We start from the raw sequence: 24,183 nt of genomic DNA, 5'->3' as shown, positions 1-24,183 counted from the left end.
AAAAAATAATCCGGCGACGACTTACTCTCCCACAAGGCCTCCCTTGCAGTACCATCAGCGCTTTAGTGCTTAACCATCCTGTTCGGAATGGGAAGGGGTGTTACCACTAAGCCATAATCACCAGATCTTTTTTGTTTGAAAGAAATTATTCTTTCAAAACTGCATATGGTTTAAAATAATTTGGTCAAGCCCTCGACCTATTAGTATCAGTCAGCTTAATACATTACTGTACTTACACCTCTGACCTATCAACCTCGTGTTCTTCAAGGGGTCTTACTAGCCTTTGCTATGGGAAATCTAATCTTGAGGTGGGCTTCACGCTTAGATGCTTTCAGCGTTTATCCCGTCCCGACATAGCTACCCAGCAATGCCACTGGCGTGACAACTGGTACACCAGAGGTCAGTCCATCCCGGTCCTCTCGTACTAGGGACAGCTCCTCTCAAATTTCCTACGCCCGCGACGGATAGGGACCGAACTGTCTCACGACGTTCTGAACCCAGCTCGCGTGCCGCTTTAATGGGCGAACAGCCCAACCCTTGGGACCTACTTCAGCCCCAGGATGCGACGAGCCGACATCGAGGTGCCAAACCTCCCCGTCGATGTGGACTCTTGGGGGAGATCAGCCTGTTATCCCCGAGGTAGCTTTTATCCGTTGAGCGATGGCCCTCCCACGAGGTACCACCGGATCACTAAGTCCGACTTTCGTCCCTGCTCCACTTGTAGGTGTCGCAGTCAGGCTCCCTTCTGCCTTTGCACTCTTCGAACGATTTCCGACCGTTCTGAGGGAACCTTTGAGCGCCTCCGTTACTTTTTAGGAGGCGACCGCCCCAGTCAAACTGCCCACCTAACAATGTCCGGCACCCAGTTTCATGGGTATCCGTTAGAACCTCAGTACTGTCAGGGTGGTATCCCAAGGATGACTCCACTGAAGCTGACGCCCCAGTTTCTCAGTCTCCCACCTATCCTGTACAGACAATACCGAAATTCAATGCTAAGCTACAGTAAAGCTCTACGGGGTCTTTCCGTCCAATCGCGGGTAGCCAGCATCTTCACTGGCACTACAATTTCGCCGGATTTGCAGTTGAGACAGTGCCCAAGTCATTACGCCATTCGTGCGGGTCAGAACTTACCTGACAAGGAATTTCGCTACCTTAGGACCGTTATAGTTACGGCCGCCGTTTACTGGGGCTTAAGTTCATACCTTCGCTTACGCTAAGCATTCCCCTTAACCTTCCAGCACCGGGCAGGCGTCAGCCCCTATACTTCAGCTTTCGCTTTAGCAGAGACCTGTGTTTTTGCTAAACAGTTGCTTGGGCCTATTCTCTGCGGCCTACTTGCGTAGGCACCCCTTCTCCCGAAGTTACGGGGTCAATTTGCCGAGTTCCTTAACTGCAATTCTTCCGATGGTCTTAGGATTCTCTCCTCATCTACCTGTGTCGGTTTGCGGTACGGGCACTACTTTGCTCCCTAGAGGCTTTTCTTGGCAGCGTGGAATCAGATACTTCGGTCAAAATGACCTTCCCCATCACACCTCAGAATTGCCTGAACGGATTTTCCTATCCAGACTCCCTAAGTGCTTAGACTAGCATCCAATAGCTAGCACATCTTATCCTCCTGCGTCACCCCATTGGTAATAACGCTACATAGTGGTATCGGAATATCAACCGATTGTCCATCGCCTACGCCTTTCGGCCTCGGCTTAGGTCCCGACTAACCCTGGGCGGACGAACCTTCCCCAGGAAACCTTAGATTTTCGACCACTAGGATTCTCACCTAGTTCTCGCTACTTATGCCAACATTCTCACTCCTGTACCGTCCACCGCTCCTTTCGGTACGACTTCAGCCAGTACAGGACGCTCCTCTACCGCGTACATAAATGTACACCCATAGCTTCGGTGATAGATTTTAGCCCCGAACATCTTCGGCGCGGGATCTCTCGACTAGTGAGCTATTACGCACTCTTTTAATGAGTGGCTGCTTCTAAGCCAACATCCTAGTTGTCTTTGAAATCCCACATCCTTTTCCACTTAATCTATACTTTGGGACCTTAGCTGATGGTCTGGGCTGTTTCCCTTTTGACTACGGGCCTTATCACTCGCAGTCTGACTGCCGGACTAATAGTATGTGGCATTCGGAGTTTGATAGAGTTTGGTAACCTATACGGCCCCTAGCCCATTCAGTGCTCTACCTCCACTACTCACATCCGACGCTAGCCCTAAAGCTATTTCGAGGAGAACCAGCTATCTCCGGGTTCGATTGGAATTTCTCCGCTATCCACAGCTCATCCCATGGTTTTTCAACACCAATTTGGTTCGGTCCTCCACAGAATTTTACTTCTGCTTCAACCTGGCCATGGATAGGTCACCCGGTTTCGGGTCTACGACATGCAACTATTTGCCCTATTAAGACTCGGTTTCCCTTCGGCTCCGTACCTTAAGTACTTAACCTCGCTACATATCGTAACTCGTTGGCTCGTTCTACAAAAAGCACGTCATCACACACATAAGGTGCTTTGACCGGTTGTAGGCACACGGTTTCAGGTTCTATTTCACTCCCCTTCCGGGGTTCTTTTCACCTTTCCCTCACGGTACTTCTTCACTATCGGTCATCAAGTAGTATTTAGCCTTGGGAGGTGGTCCTCCCTGCTTCCCACAAGGTTTCACGTGTCTCGTGGTACTCTGGATCAGATCTTAGGCATTCTTCTTTCGTCTACGTGGCTATTACACGCTGTGGCTCAACTTTCCAGTTGTATTCGACTAAAATACCGCCATGTTAATGATCTGTCCGCAACCCCAGAAATAAATTTCTGGTTTGGGCTCTTTCCTTTTCGCTCGCCGCTACTCGGGAAATCGAATTTTCTTTCTCTTCCTCCAGGTACTTAGATGTTTCAGTTCCCTGGGTGTACCCTTATATACCTATTTATTCAGTATACAATACATGGGGTTTACCCATGTGAGTTTCCTCATTCGGAAATCTTCGGTTCACAGCCTATTTGCGGCTACCCGAAGCTTATCGCAGCTTATCGCGTCCTTCGTCGGCTCTTGATGCCAAGGCATTCGCCATGTGCCCTTTGTAGCTTGACCTTCGTTCGTTATAACCTTCGCATTACTTCGTTAGCTGCCTCAGTCTGGTGCTCATTTACGTTAGTAAATTCCGCTCCTCCTTCGTTGCTTCCTCGTATTACTCAGTTCTAACTTCACTCAGAGAGTTTTTAAAAGTTTAATCATATTAAAATACAATTAAAGCTTAGTAAATAATCAATGAGTTATCATTTCAATCTTACAAAAGATTTTTCTTTTTAAAGTTTTACTTTGCTTTTAAACCATATGCAGTTTTCAAAGAACAAAAGCGGACATCCAAAATCTACGATTTTGAGATGGTCGGCTATTTTTTCATGAAAGATACTTGATCTTTCAAAATTGAACAGAAAGATAAATTCCAGCTAGTATTAAGAGTTATAGACTAGCTATAATCTTAATACAGTTCTCCATAGAAAGGAGGTGATCCAGCCGCAGGTTCTCCTACGGCTACCTTGTTACGACTTCACCCCAATCGCTGACCCTACCTTCGGCCGCTGCCTCGCTTACGCGTTAGCACACGGACTTCGGGTATTGCCAACTCTCATGGTGTGACGGGCGGTGTGTACAAGGCCCGGGAACGTATTCACCGCGACATTCTGATTCGCGATTACTAGCAACTCCGGCTTCATGTAGGCGAGTTTCAGCCTACAATCCGAACTGGGACGAGTTTTTTGAGTTTTGCTCCACCTCGCGGTATTGCGTCTCGTTGTACTCGCCATTGTAGCACGTGTGTAGCCCTAGACATAAGGGGCATGATGATTTGACGTCATCCCCACCTTCCTCCTGGTTAACCCAGGCAGTCTCGCTAGAGTGCTCAACTAAATGGTAGCAACTAACAATAAGGGTTGCGCTCGTTGCGGGACTTAACCCAACATCTCACGACACGAGCTGACGACAACCATGCACCACCTGTCTTCCTGCCCCGAAGGGCTTCCCTAATTACAGGTAATTCAGGAGATGTCAAGTCTAGGTAAGGTTCTTCGCGTTGCTTCGAATTAAACCACATGCTCCGCTGCTTGTGCGGGCCCCCGTCAATTCCTTTGAGTTTTAATCTTGCGATCGTACTCCCCAGGCGGGATACTTAGTGTGTTAACGACGGCACGGAGGATTGGTATCCCCCACACCTAGTATCCATCGTTTACGGCGTGGACTACCAGGGTATCTAATCCTGTTTGCTCCCCACGCTTTCGAGCCTCAGCGTCAGTTATGGTCCAGAAAGTCGCCTTCGCCACTGGTGTTCTTCCTAATATCTACGCATTTCACCGCTACACTAGGAATTCCACTTTCCTCTCCCACACTCTAGATACCCAGTTTGGAATGCAGCACCCGGGTTGAGCCCGGGTATTTCACATCCCACTTAAGTATCCGCCTACGCTCCCTTTACGCCCAGTAAATCCGGACAACGCTTGCCACCTACGTATTACCGCGGCTGCTGGCACGTAGTTAGCCGTGGCTTCCTCCTCGGGTACCGTCATTATCGTCCCCGAAGACAGAGCTTTACGACCCGAAGGCCTTCATCACTCACGCGGCGTTGCTGCATCAGGCTTTCGCCCATTGTGCAATATTCCCCACTGCTGCCTCCCGTAGGAGTCTGGGCCGTGTCTCAGTCCCAATGTGGCCGATCACCCTCTCAGGTCGGCTACGCATCGTGGCCTTGGTGAGCCGTTACCTCACCAACTAGCTAATGCGCCGCGGGTCCATCTCATAGCGGATTACTCCTTTAATAACTTTATCATGCGATAATGCTATGTTATGGGGTATTAATCTTCCTTTCGGAAGGCTATCCCCCTCTATGAGGCAGGTTACCCACGTGTTACTCACCCGTCCGCCGCTAAGTTATTCCCGAAGGAATAACTTCGCTCGACTTGCATGTGTTAAGCACGCCGCCAGCGTTCGTCCTGAGCCAGGATCAAACTCTCAATTTAAAAGTATATTCCAAATCTAAGATTTGGCATAAGACTTTCCGAGTGAATTTCAAAAGAAATTCTCAGTTTAATCTACTCAATTACATAATTCAAAAGAATTGCTGGTCTTTGTATATCTTTTCTGTTCAATTTTCAAAGATCATGTGCTTCTTTACTGAAGCGACTTTGTAAGTATATCATTTGTTTTCTTAGTTGTCAACAAGTTTTTTTCATTCTTGTTTTTTAACTTTTGAAACTTTATTCCTTGCAGTAAGTGTTTGTTTTTTTCTCTGCCGCTAAGGAACTTTTATAGAATACCATCTATACTAGCATTGTATATCACCCACATTGCCTATTATATCAAATTAACCCTTACATAATGATTCTATCTAATTCTTTCTTCATAATCCTTATATGGATACACTAGGTATAGTTTTCTTTTATATTAATGCACCTATTCCCTAAAACGATAATATATAGGTTGTACCCCAAGCTATAAACTACTCTCTAGCTAAAAGGAGAGTAGAATATCCTCCACCTTATTAAAATATATATCTACTTATTACTATCTTTAATTCTTAGCATATAGATTTTAATCTTAAATAAAATATCTCTTCATCTAATTTTATATCTAATTTTCTAGCTTCAAATAGTAAATATTCATATTTAGCCTTTATAGCCTGCTCTGAATATATAGCTACTTCTATCAACTTAGAATCGTTAGCATTTTCAAACATACATCTTGCAGTCTCTAGCTCGTTTATAGTTTCTTCTAAAGCTTGAATTACTTCTATTTGTTCTTTAGTATATATCCTTTTATTAACCTTCATAAATACACCCCTTTAATAAACATAACTACTTACATTCATTATTGACATAAATAATATTTTTATAACAACTTTTACTTAACTTCTAACTTTTATTTACTTTTTGTTAAAATGCTAAGAAATATAAAATTAATTTCATATCTTAAATTTCTCTTTATTATATATTATATTTATTATATAAAAGGCTTTAAACAAATTAGGAGTACTTCATGAATATCATCCATAAATTACTCCTAATGTTTAATGCCTCTATTTTTAAAATATACAAATCACTTGTATCTTATATCTCTCTCCTTCCCTCTAGTGCTTTAGACAATGTAACTTCATCTGCATAATCTAAATCTCCACCTACTGGTATCCCATGAGCTATTCTTGTTACTTTAACTTCTAAAGGTTTTAATATCTTAGATATATACATAGCTGTAGCTTCACCCTCTATGTTAGGATTTGTAGCTACAATGACTTCTTTTACTTCCCCATTCATTCTAGTAATTAAAGACTTTAAATTTATATCATTAGGTCCCCTTCCTGCCATAGGTGATATATTGCCATGTAATACATGATATAATCCATTAAATTCTCTGACCTTTTCTAAAGACATTATATCCTTAGGTTGCTCCACTACACATACTATGCTTTTATCTCTATTTGGATTTCTGCAAATAGCACACGGGTCAGTATCTGTATAATTACCACAAACCTTACAATACTTTATAGTCCCTCTTGCCTTAACCAAGGCTTCTGCAAATGCTTCTACCTCTTCTTTTGGAAGATTTAAAATGTGCAGGGTAAGCCTTTGCGCTGTTTTATATCCAACACTAGGTAGCTTTGCAAATTCTTCTATAAGCTTTTCTATGGATACTGGATAAGATTCCATTTTATATTCACATCCTTATTTACCTTTATCTACTGCTAAAATAAAGCTACTACTCTATATTAAAAGTAGTAGCTTTAGACATATTAAAAATACACTGTTTTAATTTGAAATTGTATTGTACATAACTTTAATTTTTACTTGTATAGTTACATACCTGGTATGTTAAGTCCACCAGTTAGTTTTTTCATACTTTCTGCTGTATCTTCTTCTGCTTTACTTATTACTTCATTACATGCGCTCAATATCAAATCTTGAAGCATTTCTACATCTTCTGGATCCACTACTTCTGGCTTTATTTCTATTGATATAAGTTCCTTTTTACCATTTGCTCTTGCAACTACTGCTCCACCACCAACTGATACTTCGAATTCTTTTGTTTCTGAACTCTTTTGCATCTCTTCCATTTGTTGTTGCAACTTTTGTGCTTGCTTTAATAAGCTATTCATATTTCCTCCACCCATTCCTGGGAATCCGCCTTTTGCCATTATGAAAACCTCCTTAATTTTACCTAAAAAGTTGATAACTTAATAATATTTTATTTTTATATTTCATTAGTGTGATTGATTATACTTAATAATTATTTTAAAACTAACTTTATTTTATATTATACAATGAATTTTTACAATAGCTTATTACTTAAATAGCCTATTCATCTATAATCTCTACATTCTCCTTACCAAATGTGTCTATTAGAATCTTTTCTCTACTATCTTCTTCTTTTACTTCTTCTTCTATTATATACTTAACCTTTACCACTTCTTTTAAGTTTTCTGAAAATATCTCTTCAACTATCTTTCTATTTTCTAAAGTCTCAAGTCTTGGCTTATTAAAAGCATATTGCTTTCCATACTCTATCTCTATTACTCCATTTCTACATCTTATAGGAGCCCCTGTTAATAAGGATGCATATATCACCATATGTCTCTTGTTTTTTATGGTTTCCAATATATCTTTCCATGAATTTTTAACTACATCTATAGTAAGTGTAGAATTTTCATTAAACTTTTCAACTGATCTTACGTTAGAACTTTTATTTTGTAAAGAGTTAGAAGCTTTAGCTTTTTGTTTATTAGAATTAGATAGATTTTGAGCAGTTATACTTTCACATTCCACGGTTATCTTCCCTTGTTTTATTAACTCTTCTAACTTATTTATCCTAGCTAACATAACCTCTTTTGAGGTATCATATTCAATCTTGCACATCTTTATCACTGCAAGCTCTAAATAAACCCTTGACTGTTTGCTCCACTTAGACTCTTCTTCTGCCTCTTGCAATATCCTTATACATCTCATTATCTCTTCTATTCTTATTTTATCACCTTGAAGCTTTAAGTTAGAAATACTCTCTTTAGACATATCCAAAACTTCTTCAGGGCTATTACTAACCTTCATCATAAGAAGATTTCTAAAATGACTTATAAAATCCTTTATGGCCGTATGAACATCTTTACCACTTAACACTATCTCATCTATAGTTCTTATGGCCTTTTCTATATCTTTATTTATAATAGAGTCTGCAAGGGTTATTAGGTTTTCGTTACTAACAAGTCCTAACATTGCAATTAAATCATCATAGTCTACCTTTCCACTACCCATGGAAATAGCTTGATCTAATATACTTAAAGAATCTCTCATAGCTCCATCAGATATTTTAGCTATAAGATTTAAACTAGCATCATCAGCAAAGACCCCTTGTTCCTCCACTATCTTCCTTAGCCTTAAAGATATCTCTTCATATCTTATCCTTTTAAAATCAAATCTTTGGCATCTAGATAATATTGTAATAGGTAGTTTTTGTGGATCTGTAGTCGCTAATATAAATACAACTCTTTTAGGAGGTTCTTCTAATGTCTTTAGAAATGCATTTACAGCACCATCTGTTAACATATGGACCTCATCCATTATGTAAACTTTGTATTTAGCTTCCTGTGGGGGATATTGAACATCATCAATAAGATCCCTTATATTATCTACTTTATTATTAGAAGCAGCATCAAGTTCTACCACATCTATAGCAAGCCCCTTATTTATCTTAATGCACATATCGCATTTGTTGCAAGGTTCCCCATCTTTTAAATCAAGGCAGTTTAATGCCTTAGCCATTATCTTAGCTGTAGATGTCTTACCAGTTCCTCTTGTACCACAAAATAAATAAGCATGAGCTATTCTACCACCCTTTATTTGATTCTTAAGGGTAATACTAATATGATCTTGCCCTACAACATCACTAAAAGTTCTAGGTCTCCATTCTCTATACAATGCCGTGTATGCCAATAACTTCACCTCTTCTTTTATAACCTCTTCTTTTTATAACCATTTCACTTATAATAATATTATACAACAAATCGTAGTGATTAGTCTAAACTATGTATATATAGTAGGTAAAATTAATGCCATCCTTTGATATTAATAATATTACTTAGAATATCATTAAAGGCATCTTCAAAATGTAGCCGGTATATCTACCCCTATCTTTTGAAAATGCCTTAAAAATAACATCATTTACTATCTTTTATTACTCTCTTTTATATAATAATTATATTCATACCACTTATCATTATTAGTGTCCAAGTTATCTTTATTAACCTTAATCCAATTATTATAGGTTATTCGATCTATCTTACCATCTTCAAGAGCCTTATCCATTTCTTTTAATGCATCAAAAGATAATATCTTAAGATAGCTTTCATTCATTCCTTTATCCTTATACACTTCAATATTCTTTCTTGCTATAAATGCATCTATATTAAAGAAATTTATGAATAGATAAAACATAACAGCAACAACTAAAATGGGCTTAAACATACTAATCCTCATCCATATATGAATAAGTTGTAATATAATAACTATCCCTAAAAGTATTATGAATAATTGTACAAGTATCCTAAGTCTTGTATATCCAAAGGCTTCCACATACATGTTCATCTTATAAAAGGCTGAAAACATCATATTTAGTGTAAACCCTACTATAAGTGTGTATAAAACATTTAATGTAATACTTAACTTTTCATCTTCTTCTGTAACCTTCGCCTTAAGAAAGGATATTAAAACCATATTTATAATAGTAACTATAACTAATTCAAAGAATCCTTTTCTTGCATACTCAGAGTAAGATAACCCTCCCGGTAAGAGCTTCACATCCCCAGCATATAAATAACTTATTTGAACCTTTGTAAAAACTAAATAAAGCATATTTATAATTATAAGCAAGGTAATTATCTTTATTGGTTCCATGGTTTTCTTTTCAAAATACTGGTCAGACTCATCTCTAAATTTATATCTAAAGCTCCAAATAAGTCCAAATATATAAACAGCAACAAATATAGAAGAAATAAGTTGCCAAAAGGAATCTCCTATTCTAAATAAAGTAACAGCTTCATTTAGATTCTTAATATAATATCCAAATACATTATCTGCTCCAGACAATAAGCTTCCAAGTAAAAATATAACAGGTATAGATATAAGTATCCCTTGTAGTATGGACTTATATACTTCTTTATCCTTTTTAATTGCCTTCCCTTTTAATAGTTTAAACGTAACATCAGGAACCTTTGTAATACCTTTAAAACTATGTGTAAATATTCTTTTTAAAAAACCATTTATGAAATTTCCTAGGTTAAAATCTACATCTTTATAATTTAAAATCATAAACCCCATTATTAGTGTAGATGGCACAAAAATTCTATTTAAACTTCTAATTAGTGGATTTGTATAAATAGCAAAGGTTAGAGCTACTAGCATACTACTACCTATTAAAAAGTAGCCAAATAAACCATTCTTATTCCTTATACCATTAATTGCAATAAAGTATATTAGCACCATAGATGCAAATATAAAATAAGATATACCTAAGTAAGATGAAGTTTTGTATCCTTTATGAAAAGAAAATATAAAGTATATAATTCCTACCAATACACTTAACATCAGAGCTCTTAATTTTAAATTCATAGGAGTCTCTTCATCTATCCTTTTATCCGATATTGATAAGTTTACTTTTCTTAAATATTTATTTCCCCTTTCACTATGTTTAATTCGATTTTCAATTCTAGAAATTCCTATGGAATTATATTTAACCTTTATGCAACTTTCTATAATAACCTTTATAATCAAAACATCTCGTTCACATAACTTATCTAAAATGCTTATATCTTCCCACACTAAACCTTCCGGTAGCTCTTTTTTTAGAGAAGATGATTTATTACTATAATCTACTAAATACAGTGAAAACCCATTCATAAGCATATCTAAATTAGGGTCTATCTTAAGTAATCCTTCTTCATCATTGCTTATATTTGATATTAAATACTCATTTAAAGAACCTTTTTCATCTTCATCTTTAGCAACATTTATTATAGGAAGTCTTAAAATAGTTGTACCAATTTGATTTTTTAATAAAACCTTATCTTCATTAATTATTAAAGCTACTATACCAGCCATTATTTCCCTCCTCATTTCTACCTAATATTTAAAACTTAACATAACGCCACTTTATAATAATTGAATTTCGTTATTCTACATATTCTAATATATCTCCTGGCTGACAATTAAGCTCTCTACATATAGCCTCAAGGGTAGAGAATCTTACAGCTCTTGCTCTATCATTTTTCAAAATGGATAGATTTGCATTAGTTATACCAACCCTTTGAGCCAAATCCTGTAAGGATATCTTCCTTTTAGCCATCATAACATCTAAATTAACAACTATAGCCATAGGTACTCTCCTTTCATATACTGATCTTTATCAATCTTTTACATTTAAGATAATCTTCATCCTAAACATATTTCTTTCTAAATTAAAGTCATTTTCATCTAACATACAACCTTTTATACAGTAAAATCATTTTCATCCTTATAATCTATAGCTTGTTGAAATACTTTAGATAATATATATATAAAGCACCCTGCAAATATGAATATTATAAACTCCATATCCGTATGAACTCCTTTGTTATCAACGTAAATAAATTGAAATTCCTTTAAATTTGAGTTGAATATAAAGTTAATGATATAACAAAAAGCTATAGCAAAACATTGCATAGAAACCCTCTTTAAAATAATCACATTTGATACAACAAAAGGATTAGAATTAACTAATGAATTTAATACCTTTATTAGGTTAAATACGATTAAAAACACACAGCAAATACCAACAGCAAGAAGCACTGTTATAAGCACCTTTTTACTCATGGATATCTCCTCAGAAACCTTACCTAAAATCACGCTTTTAAATATTAATATAGTTGCAATTACTCCTACTATCAATATTACATCTAGAGTTTTCTTTAAAACACTAGACATTGACCCTTTACCATAATATTTCATAAAATCACCTTCCAAAATATAATTTCTAATTATATGGTATCACTTATCAAGGCGTATTTCAATACTTTTTTATCGGTTATCAATATATATATTAATTTAGGACAAAATAAAAAAAGGCCTTAAAGCCTTTCTAATAAACTATGTAAACCGTGCACCTCACCTTGACTTAACCTCATAAGCGTTACCTGTATAGTTAACTCAAGTCAGGTTAATCCACGGCACATGAAAGTATCCACTTACCGCTGCTTTCTTCCGAATCTGACGGGTTTCATGGGCTTTTATTGCGTGGGACCCAACTATCAACGCCACTTTTACAGGGCAGACCTTACAAGATATAAGCCGCAATGAGGAATTCAATCCTGCTGTAGCGGATTGCAGGTTATAGGGCACCGCTAACTCCCCATCTAGCACGGCAAAAATAAAATGGCGGAGAGAGAGGGATTCGAACCCTCGGTAGAGTTGCCCCTACACACGCTTTCCAGGCGTGCTCCTTAAGCCACTCGGACATCTCTCCACATATGTTTTATTTTGTTTAATTGCTACATCAGTTATTATACTATCAAACATATCATATTTCAATAGGTTTTTAAAATTATTTTTTTTAATATAAAAAGTATCAATTAAACTAATTATTTTATAGCATATTAATTATCATTTGAGTTAAGTATCTTATGTAAGTTTCATATTTAATAACTTTTGCCTTTATTAAGTTTACTATATCCTTATATACTTTTTATTATATATTAATATCTCTAATATTTTAAGTTACTTTATAATATACCTAGGTTATAATATATTAAATAAAAGATATAAAAAAGGTAGGTGAATGCTATCTTTATAGATAGCGAATTTATGAATTATGAAATTAAAGGTAACTCCTTACCCGTTGTAATATGTAGGCTAGATGCTAATGAAACCATTTTATCTGAATCTGGAGCTATGGGATGGATGTCTGATAATATTGTTATGGATACAAATATAAAAGGTGGAATTTTTAAAGGTATAGCTAGGGCCTTTTCGGGAGAGTCTGTATTTTTAAATACCTTTACATCTAGAGTAAGCAATAGTCTCATTGCTTTCCCATCCTCTTTTCCTGGTAAAATTGTAGCAAAACAACTATATGCTAACGAATATATAATATGTCAAAAGGGATCTTTCTTAGCAGGCGATTCTTCTATTTCAGTAGATGCATTCTTCAAAAAGAAGCTAGGAGCTGGATTCTTTGGTGGAGAAGGTTTCATATTGCAAAAAATAACAGGCCCTGGAATGGTATTTTTAGAACTAGATGGCCATGTAGAAGAATATGACCTATCTCCAGGTGAAGTTATGAAGGTAGATACTGGGAATGTTGCTGCTTTTGAAAGTTCAGTGAATTTTGATGTGGAAACAGTTAAAGGAATGAAAAATGTATTCTTTGGTGGTGAGGGTCTATTTCTAACTGTGTTAACAGGTCCTGGTAAGATATATCTACAAACTATGCCTATACAAAACTTAGCAGGAGAAATTTCTAGATACTTTAATACTGGAAGTTCTAATTAACAAAATTAAGCGTAATTAGTTGAATAAGACATAATGTAGTGATAAAATGAACTTATAAAAACTGAATAATTAGATAACACGGGGGTGCCGAAATTGGTCGGCTGAGACTAAGAACCTTAAATCTTTGACCCTATGAACCTGAAATGGGTAATACCAGCGTAGGAAGATGTTTACTTTTGTTTTATTGCTAATGGCGTAAAAGGTACAAGCTTCTGCTTGTGCCTTTTTTTATTTTGTATTTATATATCTAAAGGAGGTAATAAATTATGAAAAATGTTTTAACTATAGCCGGCTCAGATAGCTCTGGTGGAGCAGGTATACAGGCAGATTTAAAGACCTTTAGCGCAAATGCAGTTTATGGTATGAGCGTTATTACAGCTGTGACAGCACAAAATACCAAGGGAGTCTTTGACGTTCAAGATATAGATGCTGATATTATAAAAGCACAAATTGATGCAATTTTCACAGATATTAAAGTAGATTCAGTTAAAATTGGCATGGTTTCAAAAGTTGATACGATTAATGCTATAAGTGAAAAACTAAAAGAGTATAAGCCAATTAATATTGTTTTAGATCCTGTAATGATATCTAAGAGTGGATATTCATTATTAAAGCCCGAATCTAAAAAGACCTTAATCACTAAACTCATACCATTAGCAGATATTATTACGCCTAACATCCCAGAAGCAGAAGAAATACTTAGAGAAGTTGATGCAAAAATTACTTCAATAAAAACAGTTGAAGATATGGAAAAAGCCGCAAAGGAAATCTATAAATTTGGTTGTAAAAATGTTCTTTTAAAAGGAGGTCATATGATTGGAGATGCTATAGACATTTTATATAACGGCAAAGAATTCTTCTACTTCCATTCTGAGAGAATACATACAAAAAATACTCATGGTACAGGATGTACTTTATCTTCAGCTATAGCCTCGAATTTAGCTCTTGGATTTAATGTAAATGATTCAGTTAGAAAAGCAAAAAGTTATATTACCAAAGCCATTATACACTCATTAGATATCGGTCATGGGGTCGGACCCACTAATCATTTTTATGAATTATATAAAAAGGCAGGTTTAATTACAGAACATCCTTATGATGATATTGAAGAAAGTGTATGTACACCTTATGATAATAGCCTTACAAAATCTCATAAAGATATAGGGAAACTTTTATCCAAACTAAGGGAAAAATCTCCTTTGGTTCACCATATAACAAACTATGTTACAGTTAATGATTGTGCTAACATCACCCTCGCAATAGGAGGATCACCTGTTATGGCAGATGATATAAATGAGATTGAAGATATGGTCTCTATAGCTTCTTCCTTGGTTTTAAATATAGGAACCCTAAATAACAGAACTGTAGAATCTATAATTTTAGCAGGAAAAAAGGCTAATGAATTAAATATTCCTGTGGTTTTAGATCCAGTAGGTGCAGGGGCTACACCTTATAGAACAAAGATAGCTAAAAAGATAATGGAAGAAATAAAGTTATCAGTTATAAGAGGAAACTTGTCAGAAATAAAGACATTGTATGGAATAAAAACACAAACTAAAGGAGTAGACTCCGTAGACAATATATCCTCAAATGAAAATGATTTTATAGAAACAAAGAAGCTTGCTATGGATTTTGCAAATAAATTAAATACTATAATTACTATAACTGGTGAAGTTGATATTGTAACTGACGGTAGACACATTTATACTATAAAAAATGGCCATGAAATGATGTCCAAAGTTACTGGCACAGGCTGTATGTGCACTTCACTAATTGGTTCTTATTTGGGATCTGGAAAAGACAATTTAGCTTCTGCTTTAGCTGGAGTAGTATCCATGGGGATTGCAGGTGAAATAGCCTTTGAAAGATTAGATCAGTGTGGTGGGTCTGGCAGTCTTAAAATAAATATTCTTGATGCAATTTACAAATTATCTGAAGAAGTAATAGTAAAGAGAGGGAAAATATATGAAGACTGATGTAAATTATAAGCTTTACCTTGTAACAGACAGGGACTTACTGAAAAATACAGATTTATACGCCGCCGTAGAAGAAGCAATAAAAGGTGGCGTTACATTAGTACAACTTAGAGAAAAAGATCTTACAACTTTAGAATTTTATAATACTGCTTTAAATATAAAAAAAGTTACAGATAAATATAACATTCCCTTAATAATAAATGACAGAATGGATATAGCCTTAGCAGTTAATGCTTCTGGTGTCCATATTGGTCAAAAAGATATGCCTTGCACTATTGCAAGAAAGATCTTAGGAAATGATAAAATCCTTGGAGTTTCAGCTACAACCTTATCGCAGGCTATAAAGGCTGAAAAAGAAGGCGCAGATTATATAGGCGTTGGAGCCATTTTCCACACATCTACTAAACAAGATGCAAAGCCTGTTTCTATTGATATGTTAAAAGAAATTAAAGAAACTCTATCTATTCCCGTGGTTGCTATAGGTGGCATAACTATAAAAAATATTCACCAATTAGACTCTTCAAATATCGATGGAATAGCAGTAGTTTCAGATATTTTAGGAAAAGAGGATATTAGGCTTGCATCAGAAAATTTAAATTCACTAATTAAGTTTTAAGTTAGGTATAATATGTTAAAATAAGCTTAATGATACATTTTTAATAATTAAATTATGTTGAACACAGAACTTCTAAAATTTGAATTATGGGGGATATTAATTTGAAGAAAAAAGATTTATTGTGGGGCTTTATTTTAATTTTAATCATTTCATTTCTTGCTTATCCTGTGACTAGAGAACTATTTTTAATCTTAACTAAGTCTCATCCTTATATACTTGGCTTCATAAAGGTTTCTATTTTAGCTACTATGGGTGAATTTTTATCTATAAAAATCTGCACTGGAGATTTCAAAAAACCTAAAGGACTTCTTTATAAATTTCTAGTATGGGGATTTATTGGAATAATCTTTGTTATAATGTTTGATATATTTTCTGGTGGAATATCTTATGTAACAAATAAAGGACTCCTTCCATCCTTCCAAAATCCAATATTAAACAAACTTTCATCAGCATTTTTCACAAGTAGTATAATGAATTTAACCTTTGCTCCAGCTTTTATGGGTTTTCATAGAGTTACGGATACACTTATAGATTTAGGTGATGGTACCTTGTCTAAGATATTAAAGCTAAGTCTTAATGAAACATTAGAAGCTATAGATTGGAGTTCCTTCATAGGATTTATAGTGTTAAAAACCATACCTTTCTTTTGGATTCCAGCCCATACTATAACCTTTATGCTTCCTTCAGAATATAGGGTACTGGCTGCTTCATTTTTATCTATAGCTTTAGGTGCTATTTTATCTTTTTCGAAAAGACAAAAATAATATTTCTTTAAATACTTTTAAAACTAAGTCCTTCTTTAATAATGTTATAAACTGAAAAGTAGTATATATAAAGGTGGAAAAGAAGTTAAAGATATTACTAAAAAGTTCTATGAAATATTCAAAATAGAATCAGTAAGATAATTTACATTATTCTTTTTAAATAAGTTACGAAAAAACCTTTCTTCACATTTTATGTTTTTCTTTTAGTTTCTGAAACAAAATATTTCAGCACAAATGGATTAAAACATACAATGTGCATTATAGCTTAACATTAGATAAAAAATAATCTAAAAAAATTCTGCCTTTTCAATACAAAAATCATCTTATTAATTTAGTATAGATTTTTTAAAGATTATATCTTCCTAAATTTATAATATTATATATATATTGACTTTAATCCATATTATGTGGTATAATTTTATTATGTAAATCCGGATTTCAATAAAAAAACTTAAATAATGGGTGTAATTTATAATGATTAAACAAAAAAAAATTATAGCTGGTGTTCTACTTGGGGTTTCACTTTTTAGCTGTATTACCGCAAGTGCTGCAACTTATGTATCAAAAGGTTTAACTGGAAGATCTTCTGAATCTTCATTTGCTTACTTAGGAAGTGGCTCTCGGAATCTTAAAGGTACATGCACAGAAGGTAAGGGTATTGCTCGCGCAGTTCAAATCAAATCATGGGCTCCTGATCCTGTTGTTGCATCTGTTACATTAAATAATGGTAACAGTGCAACCGTTGGTTTTACATCCCAAAGCCATGCAACTAACGGTGAAGTCCAATCATATTATTTAAGATGGAATGGTACAAGCAGTAACGCAAGTGCTGATTTATCTCTTACTGATTAATAAATATTAAATTACTTAACAATAAAAACTATCAAATTAGCTAAGTTTGATAGTTTTTATTTTACATCACAAACACTATTATGGCAGTACTATATAATATTCGAAAGGGGTAAGTAAGGTAATTATATGTATATTTTTCCTTACGTAACATGAATTATGATAAAAACCGCTAAGTTTTATGTAGGTATTATGATTAAGAATCCAATATTTTTACTTTCAATACTATTTAATCTATTTTTGATTACTATACAACTAGATGTATTAGAGTCATCACTGTTTGAATTTTCAAAGGTATTTTGCTTTGGCATTATCTGTTCAAATCTATTTACACTTATAGTAAGTACATATATTATGCATAAAGATTATGAAATACTACACTTTTTAGAAAATAACATTTTAAAAAAACAATTATCAATAATAATAACCTCTCTATTTATTTCTACTGTAACAGCTTTATTACCTATACTTTCAATTATTATCTTTAAGAATATCCATTTTGAATCTATATTTGTTTTTAAAGCTATTCTACATTTTTTCACTATATGGACTTTATCTAATCTAACAGCTACTACAATAGGCTCTTCTATTGGCATTGTATGTAGGAATGGATTTTCAATATTATTATCCTTTGCAATATACAGTTTATTCTTATTAGAATTCTATACTCCCTCTAATAATCCACTATATAAACTTTTTAATATATTTGATGACTATACTTTAGTCTCATCAAATGATATTTCAGGTCAAATATTTAATAAATCTTACTATTTAGATAAACTTTTTGTACTATTCATATCCTTATTTATACTTTCTATTATTGCTATAATCTATACAAATAAAAAATGTAAATCTATTTTATTATCTCTTTGTATTGTATTTTGTTTATTAGCTACTTCATACTTAAGTTTTAATAGTAGAACTGTTAATTTATATGGATATAAATTAATGAATGTAAATAACTATTATATTCAGTCTTATGATATGAAGCTTAGGTTATATAATTCACTTAAGAATACATGTACTATTAAGCTTTTCGTTCAAAATGACGTGGAAAATATTAGCCTTTCATTAGATGATTCATTAAAAGTAGCACAAGTAAGTATTGGTAATGACCCTGTTGAATTTACACACAAGGATAATCAATTACAAATTAATTATCCTTGTACTAAGGAATCTAATTTAATTATTTCAATCAACTATGAGGGAAACATAAACGTTGAAAACTATCTTGGTATACCAACTTTTTATGTGAGCAACCATGCTATTAATTTACCTTGTTCAACTTTTTATTGGTATCCCGGATTAAATAATACCTCCTTAATTAATTTTAATATCCAGGTTGAAACCTCGTCAAAATTATATTCTAATCTTCCAATAGAAAGTAACGCTGATGGTTATATACTACAAGGACAGTCATCAGGATTAAATTTATTCTCAGGTCAGTATCAAACAATCGAAAATAATGACATTGAATATATAATTCCTATGGGCTATAACCTAGATTTCTTTAAATTATCTTTAGAAAGCTTAGTTTCAGAACTTTCTTCAAAGAATAATACAGTATCCGAAAGAGATTTAGATCTCTTAAAAAGCATGAAATTCAAAAAGATTATAGTTGCTGTTTGGTCATATGATATTCAAAATCCAAATACACATTCATCATTCCAAATATTTGATGAAACCTTGCTTATAAATTATAGATAGGAGTAATTAATATATATGAATAACAATTTATTAGTTAAAAATGTTAATTTTTCATATGGAAAGCATAAAGTGCTAAATGAAATATCCTTTTCCTGTGAAAATGGTATTACAGCTTTATTAGGCCCTAATGGTGCAGGTAAAACCACATTGATGAATATTCTTGTAGGTTTAAAAAGCCCTTCAAGTGGATATATAACTCTAAACAATACTGATATATCGAATATAAAAAATAATGGTATTGATAATATAGGTTATTTACCTCAACATTTTGACATATATCCAAACATATCTGGTTATGATTTCTTATCCTATGTTTGTGATATTAAAGGTATTAAATCCACAAAAAAAATACAAGCAATGGATGAAGTTATATCTAAGTTTAATTTAAATGATGTTATTAAGAAATCTTTTGGAAAATATTCAGGAGGGTATAAACAAAGATTAGGAATAGCCCAAGCTGTAATTGGACATCCTAAATTGATAATAATTGATGAACCTACCGTTGGACTTGATCCGGAACAAAGATTGGAATTTAGACATTATTTATCGCATATTGGTAACGATCAAATAACTTTAATTTCTACTCATATAATTGAGGATGCTGAACTATATAGTAAAAATGTAATAATCATGAAAAACGGTGACATTATACTTGATAGCGATATAAATGAAGTAATCTCACAAGCTGCAAAAAATATTTATACCTTAGTTTGTGACCTAAATGATTTCAAAGATATTCAAAGTCGTGTCACACTTATTGAAGAGAGGCGCTTAAATAACGACCTTATTAAAATTAAATTTATCAAAGATGAACATGTACTTAATGGTAGTTATCCTACAAAGGAGGTTTCTTTAGAAAATGCTTATGTTTTCTTTCAAAAATAATAAACCTTTATATGATAATTATTTTAAGATATACGATGTAAAAAGTCGTAAATTTAAACTTACTTTCTTACTGTTATTTGTCATTTTTATTATATCAATAATTTCCCCTGCTCCAATGAATTATTTGCAATCTATAAAAGAAGAAATGAAATTAAAAAGTTGTGATAATTTATATGATTATATAATTCCACTAAGTGCATCATTTATTACAATTTATGTGTTTTATTATGATTATAAAAATAAAATATATGAATTAATTACATTTTATAATAGAAATAATTTTAACTATATAATATTTTACAGATGGATTACTTATATATTGATATTTACCATGGGTTCATTTGTTACTGGCCTAATCTATTATAGAAGTGTTGGTTTTTTAAGTATAAGTAATTTAATTCTAAGCCTTCGGTTTATTCCCAATATATTATTTCTATGTTCACTAGTATTATTGTTACTAACCATAACAAAAAATGTATATGCTTCTCTCTTTGTATTAACATCATATTATTCTATTGACTTATTATCCTCTGGACGAATATTTAAAATAGTTTCCATTGGTGCAAGTTCTAATAATTTTTACTACACTATATCCCCAGCATACTTTTTGGTAAATAGATTTATTTTACTTTTATTAAGTTGTATATTTGTTTATATTTCATGTAAATCTTCTTCAAAGCTATAAACTTTAATATGATCTAAAAGAAGACTTCTAAAAACTTATTCTTAGAAGCCTTCTTTTTTATTTATTATTTACTATTTGCTCTTTTCTTTATAATGAAAATACTTACAAGTCCAGCAATTATAAGAAGTAAACTTACTAACTGAGCTGTCCTGAGGCCTAATATCATAAGACTATCTGTCCTTAATCCTTCAATAAAGAATCTACCTAAAGAGTATAAAACAGCATAATATGCTATTATAGTACCCTTTTCCTCTTCTTTTCTCCTTTTTAGTAGTATAAGAAGAATAAAAAATACTATTAGATCCCATATTGATTCATATAAAAATGTAGGATGATAATATATGCCACCTATATTCATACCCCTTTGAATAAAGCCTGGGAACTTATTTATAAACTCAAAGGTTACAGGACCTCCATGAGCCTCTTTATTAATAAAGTTTCCCCACCTTCCAATGCCCTGAACTAGTATAAGTGAAGGCGCTACTACATCTATCATGGATAAAAAATCAAACTTCTTTTTCTTAGAATATAAGTAGGCTGCAAGCACACCAAATATAACTCCCCCATGTATAGCAAGTCCACCTTGCCTTAAATTAAACATGGATGATATATCCCCTCTATAATTTTCAAATTCAAAGGCCACATAATAAGCTCTAGCACCCAATATTGCTATTGGAAAAGCTATTAAAAATGTATCTATTATATTATCAAAACTAACACCTTTTACCTTGCTGGTGTAAGAAATTATAATAAGCCCTAGCATCATTCCAAAGGATATTATTATTCCATACCACATTAAATCTATCCCAAATATATTAAAAGCTACTGGATTCAAATCTTCACCATCTACGCATTACATAGATGATTTCCTCCCTTCTGTAATTAAATTTATATATCATTTTAATATTAATATATACATTACCCATGCTATCTCCCTTTTATTGTATGCACCTCAGGGGTCCTCCCAATAAAAGGGAGGACCCCTGAGGTGCTTCCTTTTATTGGTTTATACTTCTACAACTTTCTCTTATTATAAATTTAGTTGGTATTATAACCTTTTTATTTATTTCTCTATTAGTTTTTAATTTTTCTAACAAAAGTTCTACTGCTGACTCTCCCATGAATTCTGTATAAACTTTGACAGTAGATAATGAAGGAGCTAAATAGGTAGCGGTAGATATATCATTAAACCCTACTATACTAATATCTTCTGGAATCCTAAGTCCTTTTTCTAATACTGCTTTATATGCCCCTATAGCCATAGTATCATTAGCAATAAAAAATGCTGTTGGTACTTGTTTTAGTTTTAGCATACTTTTCATAATCTCATAACCAGATGCATGAGTAAAGTTTCCTAGTGATAATGTATCCTCTTTAAATATTCCGCTAGATTTCATATATTCTATATATGTTATTTCTCTATAATCATTAACCTTTTCTTTCTTTTTATTAACAAATTCTTCTCCACCTATGTATCCTATAGTTGTATGCCCTAAATCAGTTAAATAATCCAAAACTTCTGTCATAGCCTTTCTAAAATCTATTACCACAGAATCAAATAAATCCTCATTTGGAGAAGAATCTACAAACACTATATTATCACTTATGTTCTTTATGAATTCTATTTCCTCTTTTGAGAATTTACCTATAGCAACAACCCCATCTATACCTTCTTTATTTAAAGATGCTTCCTCCTTATTTAATCTTATAGTTTGTATAGACTCCTCATCACATCTTTTTTCTACACCTATTCTTATAGAAAGATAATAAGGATCTCCTAGCTCCTCTTTCTCAGAATACCAATGCACTATAGCTATTTTGGTGTTACTATTTTGGTGATTTCTTTTTTCTTTTCTCTTTACATAATTAAGTTCCTCTGCTGCTTCAAAAACTTTCTTTTTTGTAACATCTGGGACATTTAAACTTTCATCAAAGTTTAAAACTCTTGAAACAGTAGAAATAGATACCCCAGCTTTAGTTGCAATATCTTTTATAGTAGCCATAATCTTCTCCCCTAACCAATATCTAAGCCTATGACCTAGAAATATTATTTTATTCATACTAAAATAAGCTTTTCAGTTTGTATTTTATCTTTCCCTTAAACTATTACTTCTTTAGGACCTTTAATTCTATTTCCATATTAAAACATAATGACTTTCCTTGCTGTAAAATAAAAACACTATTTTTATTAGTAGATTTAATTATATCATCATAATATCCATTAGTGGGCTCTAATGCACAATTATAGTCTCCTCTAAATCCGCCCTCTGTAACCCAGAATCCTAAATATGGCAACTTTTTTTCATCATAATAAATATTATAACTTATATCTTTAGAAGGATAATACATTCCGCACTGTCCCTTATTAACTTTCCCTTTTACATAGTACTTTTCCGTATTTTTTAAATCCTTAGGAAGAATCTTATTTAAATAGAATTCTCCCCCATTTAAATCTAAAGTTTGTGGATACTTGTGAACTGTCCCCTCTTTTCCTAGATACTTACTTTCATGAACATTTTCTATTAAATCTGTTCCCTTTGAGAAAATAATCTTCATGTCTTCCTCACAATTAACAAGGCAATGAAATGCCCATATGCAAGGTATATCAAACTCGCCGTTATTTTTTATTTCATATTCACATATTAATCTATCACCTTTTAAGTGCAATTTTTTAATATAAGTATAGGTCAATATCTTACTATTATAACTTAAAGTTATCTTATCTTCTTTTGTTTCATATTGAAATTCTGAGCTCCATATTTCTCCATGATCAGGATACTCTATATGCTTATTATTTATATAAACTGAGCATTTATCTATGGTTGGAAAAGCATCATCAAATCCTGAGGCATCGAACTTTTCAAAGGCATCATAAAGTTTAGGTTTTACATATATATCTTCTTTATTTTGAAATAAAAGTTCAAAATCCTTTTCTATATTATAAATAGATGCTATTTTACCACCTAGCTCTGGTATTATAATAACTTTCAAATAATTATTTTCAAGTTTTATCGCTTCTATACCTTTAAAATTAGTTTTTTCTATCATAACTTTCCCTCCTAAGTGCTGTTATAGTAATACTCTATATTTATTTACATATGTATATTATAAATCATCTACTGTCTTTAGTAAATACATTGATTTATTTTAG

Annotated in this window: 17 protein-coding genes, 1 tRNA gene, 3 rRNA genes, 1 other RNA gene, 1 pseudogene and 1 riboswitch; of the genes and pseudogenes, 8 read left to right on the top strand and 15 right to left on the bottom strand. The window is 33.2% G+C overall.

The window, feature by feature from the left end:
* Positions 1-8: 8 nt before the first annotated feature.
* The 12 genes from rrf to DY168_RS00390 all read right to left on the bottom strand — a co-directional run bounded on the left by rrf (position 9) and on the right by DY168_RS00390 (position 12,525).
* A 5S ribosomal RNA gene (gene rrf, locus DY168_RS00445) occupies positions 9-125 on the bottom strand.
* A 55-nt stretch (positions 126-180) separates the two neighbouring features.
* Positions 181-3,084, bottom strand: a 23S ribosomal RNA gene (locus tag DY168_RS00440).
* Positions 3,085-3,494: 410 nt separating this feature from the next.
* A 16S ribosomal RNA gene (locus DY168_RS00435) occupies positions 3,495-5,006 on the bottom strand.
* Together the 16S, 23S and 5S rRNA genes form the textbook arrangement of a ribosomal RNA operon.
* A gap of 557 nt (positions 5,007-5,563) precedes the next feature.
* Positions 5,564-5,815 (bottom strand): DUF2508 family protein, encoded by a 252-nt coding sequence (locus DY168_RS00430; protein WP_115639985.1) that lies wholly within the window; start codon positions 5,813-5,815, stop codon positions 5,564-5,566.
* 277 nt (positions 5,816-6,092) lie between these two features.
* The gene (gene recR, locus DY168_RS00425) at positions 6,093-6,689 is read right to left on the bottom strand and encodes a recombination mediator RecR (protein WP_029451853.1); all 597 of its coding nucleotides are present in this window, start codon (positions 6,687-6,689) and stop codon (positions 6,093-6,095) included.
* 146 nt (positions 6,690-6,835) lie between these two features.
* Entirely contained in the window at positions 6,836-7,174 is a 339-nt protein-coding gene (locus DY168_RS00420; protein ID WP_029451852.1) for a YbaB/EbfC family nucleoid-associated protein, read from the bottom strand.
* Between the two features lie 160 nt (positions 7,175-7,334).
* Positions 7,335-8,963, bottom strand: a complete 1,629-nt coding sequence (gene dnaX / locus DY168_RS00415; RefSeq protein ID WP_115639984.1) for a DNA polymerase III subunit gamma/tau — start codon at positions 8,961-8,963, stop codon at positions 7,335-7,337.
* Between the two features lie 231 nt (positions 8,964-9,194).
* The gene (locus tag DY168_RS00410) at positions 9,195-11,126 is read right to left on the bottom strand and encodes a DUF4153 domain-containing protein (RefSeq protein ID WP_172556214.1); all 1,932 of its coding nucleotides are present in this window, start codon (positions 11,124-11,126) and stop codon (positions 9,195-9,197) included.
* A 70-nt stretch (positions 11,127-11,196) separates the two neighbouring features.
* On the bottom strand, positions 11,197-11,400 hold the full coding sequence (locus DY168_RS00405; protein WP_104410708.1) for a helix-turn-helix domain-containing protein: 204 nt from the start codon (positions 11,398-11,400) through the stop codon (positions 11,197-11,199).
* 113 nt (positions 11,401-11,513) lie between these two features.
* Positions 11,514-12,011 carry a DUF2975 domain-containing protein gene (locus tag DY168_RS00400; protein ID WP_115639982.1) on the bottom strand — a complete coding sequence of 166 codons (498 nt, stop codon included), beginning with the start codon at positions 12,009-12,011 and terminating at the stop codon, positions 11,514-11,516.
* A 147-nt stretch (positions 12,012-12,158) separates the two neighbouring features.
* Positions 12,159-12,424, bottom strand: an RNA gene (gene ffs / locus DY168_RS00395) — signal recognition particle sRNA large type.
* Positions 12,425-12,435: 11 nt separating this feature from the next.
* Positions 12,436-12,525: transfer RNA gene (locus tag DY168_RS00390), tRNA-Ser, on the bottom strand.
* A 338-nt stretch (positions 12,526-12,863) separates the two neighbouring features.
* Here DY168_RS00390 and DY168_RS00385 point away from each other — a divergent pair.
* The 8 genes and pseudogenes from DY168_RS00385 (at position 12,864) to DY168_RS00350 (ending at position 20,347) form a co-directional block, all read left to right on the top strand.
* Positions 12,864-13,550 carry a TIGR00266 family protein gene (locus DY168_RS00385; protein ID WP_115642358.1) on the top strand — a complete coding sequence of 229 codons (687 nt, stop codon included), beginning with the start codon at positions 12,864-12,866 and terminating at the stop codon, positions 13,548-13,550.
* 70 nt (positions 13,551-13,620) lie between these two features.
* Positions 13,621-13,733, top strand: a riboswitch (TPP riboswitch).
* 83 nt (positions 13,734-13,816) lie between these two features.
* Positions 13,817-14,632, top strand: a pseudogene (gene thiD, locus DY168_RS00380) (bifunctional hydroxymethylpyrimidine kinase/phosphomethylpyrimidine kinase); the annotation flags it as partial.
* Positions 14,630-15,526: a hydroxyethylthiazole kinase gene (gene thiM / locus DY168_RS00375; RefSeq protein WP_423237241.1), complete on the top strand. Its 897-nt coding sequence runs from the start codon at positions 14,630-14,632 to the stop codon at positions 15,524-15,526. The pseudogene thiD and the gene thiM, both read left to right, overlap by 3 nt.
* Positions 15,516-16,142, top strand: coding sequence for a thiamine phosphate synthase (gene thiE, locus DY168_RS00370; RefSeq protein WP_115639981.1), 627 nt, complete (start codon positions 15,516-15,518; stop codon positions 16,140-16,142). Before thiM ends, thiE begins: the two co-directional genes overlap by 11 nt.
* A gap of 101 nt (positions 16,143-16,243) precedes the next feature.
* A complete protein-coding gene (locus DY168_RS00365) occupies positions 16,244-16,906 on the top strand; it encodes an Mpv17/PMP22 family protein (protein WP_115639980.1) in 663 nt (220 codons plus the stop codon).
* A 474-nt stretch (positions 16,907-17,380) separates the two neighbouring features.
* Positions 17,381-17,758 carry a hypothetical protein gene (locus DY168_RS00360; protein ID WP_115639979.1) on the top strand — a complete coding sequence of 126 codons (378 nt, stop codon included), beginning with the start codon at positions 17,381-17,383 and terminating at the stop codon, positions 17,756-17,758.
* 189 nt (positions 17,759-17,947) lie between these two features.
* Positions 17,948-19,462, top strand: a complete 1,515-nt coding sequence (locus tag DY168_RS00355) for a hypothetical protein (protein ID WP_147291401.1) — start codon at positions 17,948-17,950, stop codon at positions 19,460-19,462.
* A 15-nt stretch (positions 19,463-19,477) separates the two neighbouring features.
* On the top strand, positions 19,478-20,347 hold the full coding sequence (locus DY168_RS00350; protein WP_115639977.1) for an ATP-binding cassette domain-containing protein: 870 nt from the start codon (positions 19,478-19,480) through the stop codon (positions 20,345-20,347).
* A 749-nt stretch (positions 20,348-21,096) separates the two neighbouring features.
* Here the strand turns inward: DY168_RS00350 and lgt are convergent.
* The 3 genes from lgt to DY168_RS00330 form a co-directional block, all read right to left on the bottom strand.
* Positions 21,097-21,867, bottom strand: a complete 771-nt coding sequence (lgt, locus tag DY168_RS00340) for a prolipoprotein diacylglyceryl transferase (protein WP_115639975.1) — start codon at positions 21,865-21,867, stop codon at positions 21,097-21,099.
* Positions 21,868-22,030: 163 nt separating this feature from the next.
* Positions 22,031-23,035 carry a LacI family DNA-binding transcriptional regulator gene (locus DY168_RS00335; RefSeq protein WP_115639974.1) on the bottom strand — a complete coding sequence of 335 codons (1,005 nt, stop codon included), beginning with the start codon at positions 23,033-23,035 and terminating at the stop codon, positions 22,031-22,033.
* A gap of 103 nt (positions 23,036-23,138) precedes the next feature.
* The gene (locus DY168_RS00330; RefSeq protein WP_115639973.1) at positions 23,139-24,080 is read right to left on the bottom strand and encodes a DUF5107 domain-containing protein; all 942 of its coding nucleotides are present in this window, start codon (positions 24,078-24,080) and stop codon (positions 23,139-23,141) included.
* Positions 24,081-24,183: the final 103 nt, after the last annotated feature.

Origin of the sequence: Clostridium putrefaciens, from assembly GCF_900461105.1 — a bacterium.
GTDB lineage: Bacteria > Bacillota > Clostridia > Clostridiales > Clostridiaceae > Clostridium_L > Clostridium_L putrefaciens.
This window is presented reverse-complemented; position numbering and strand designations above follow the sequence as displayed.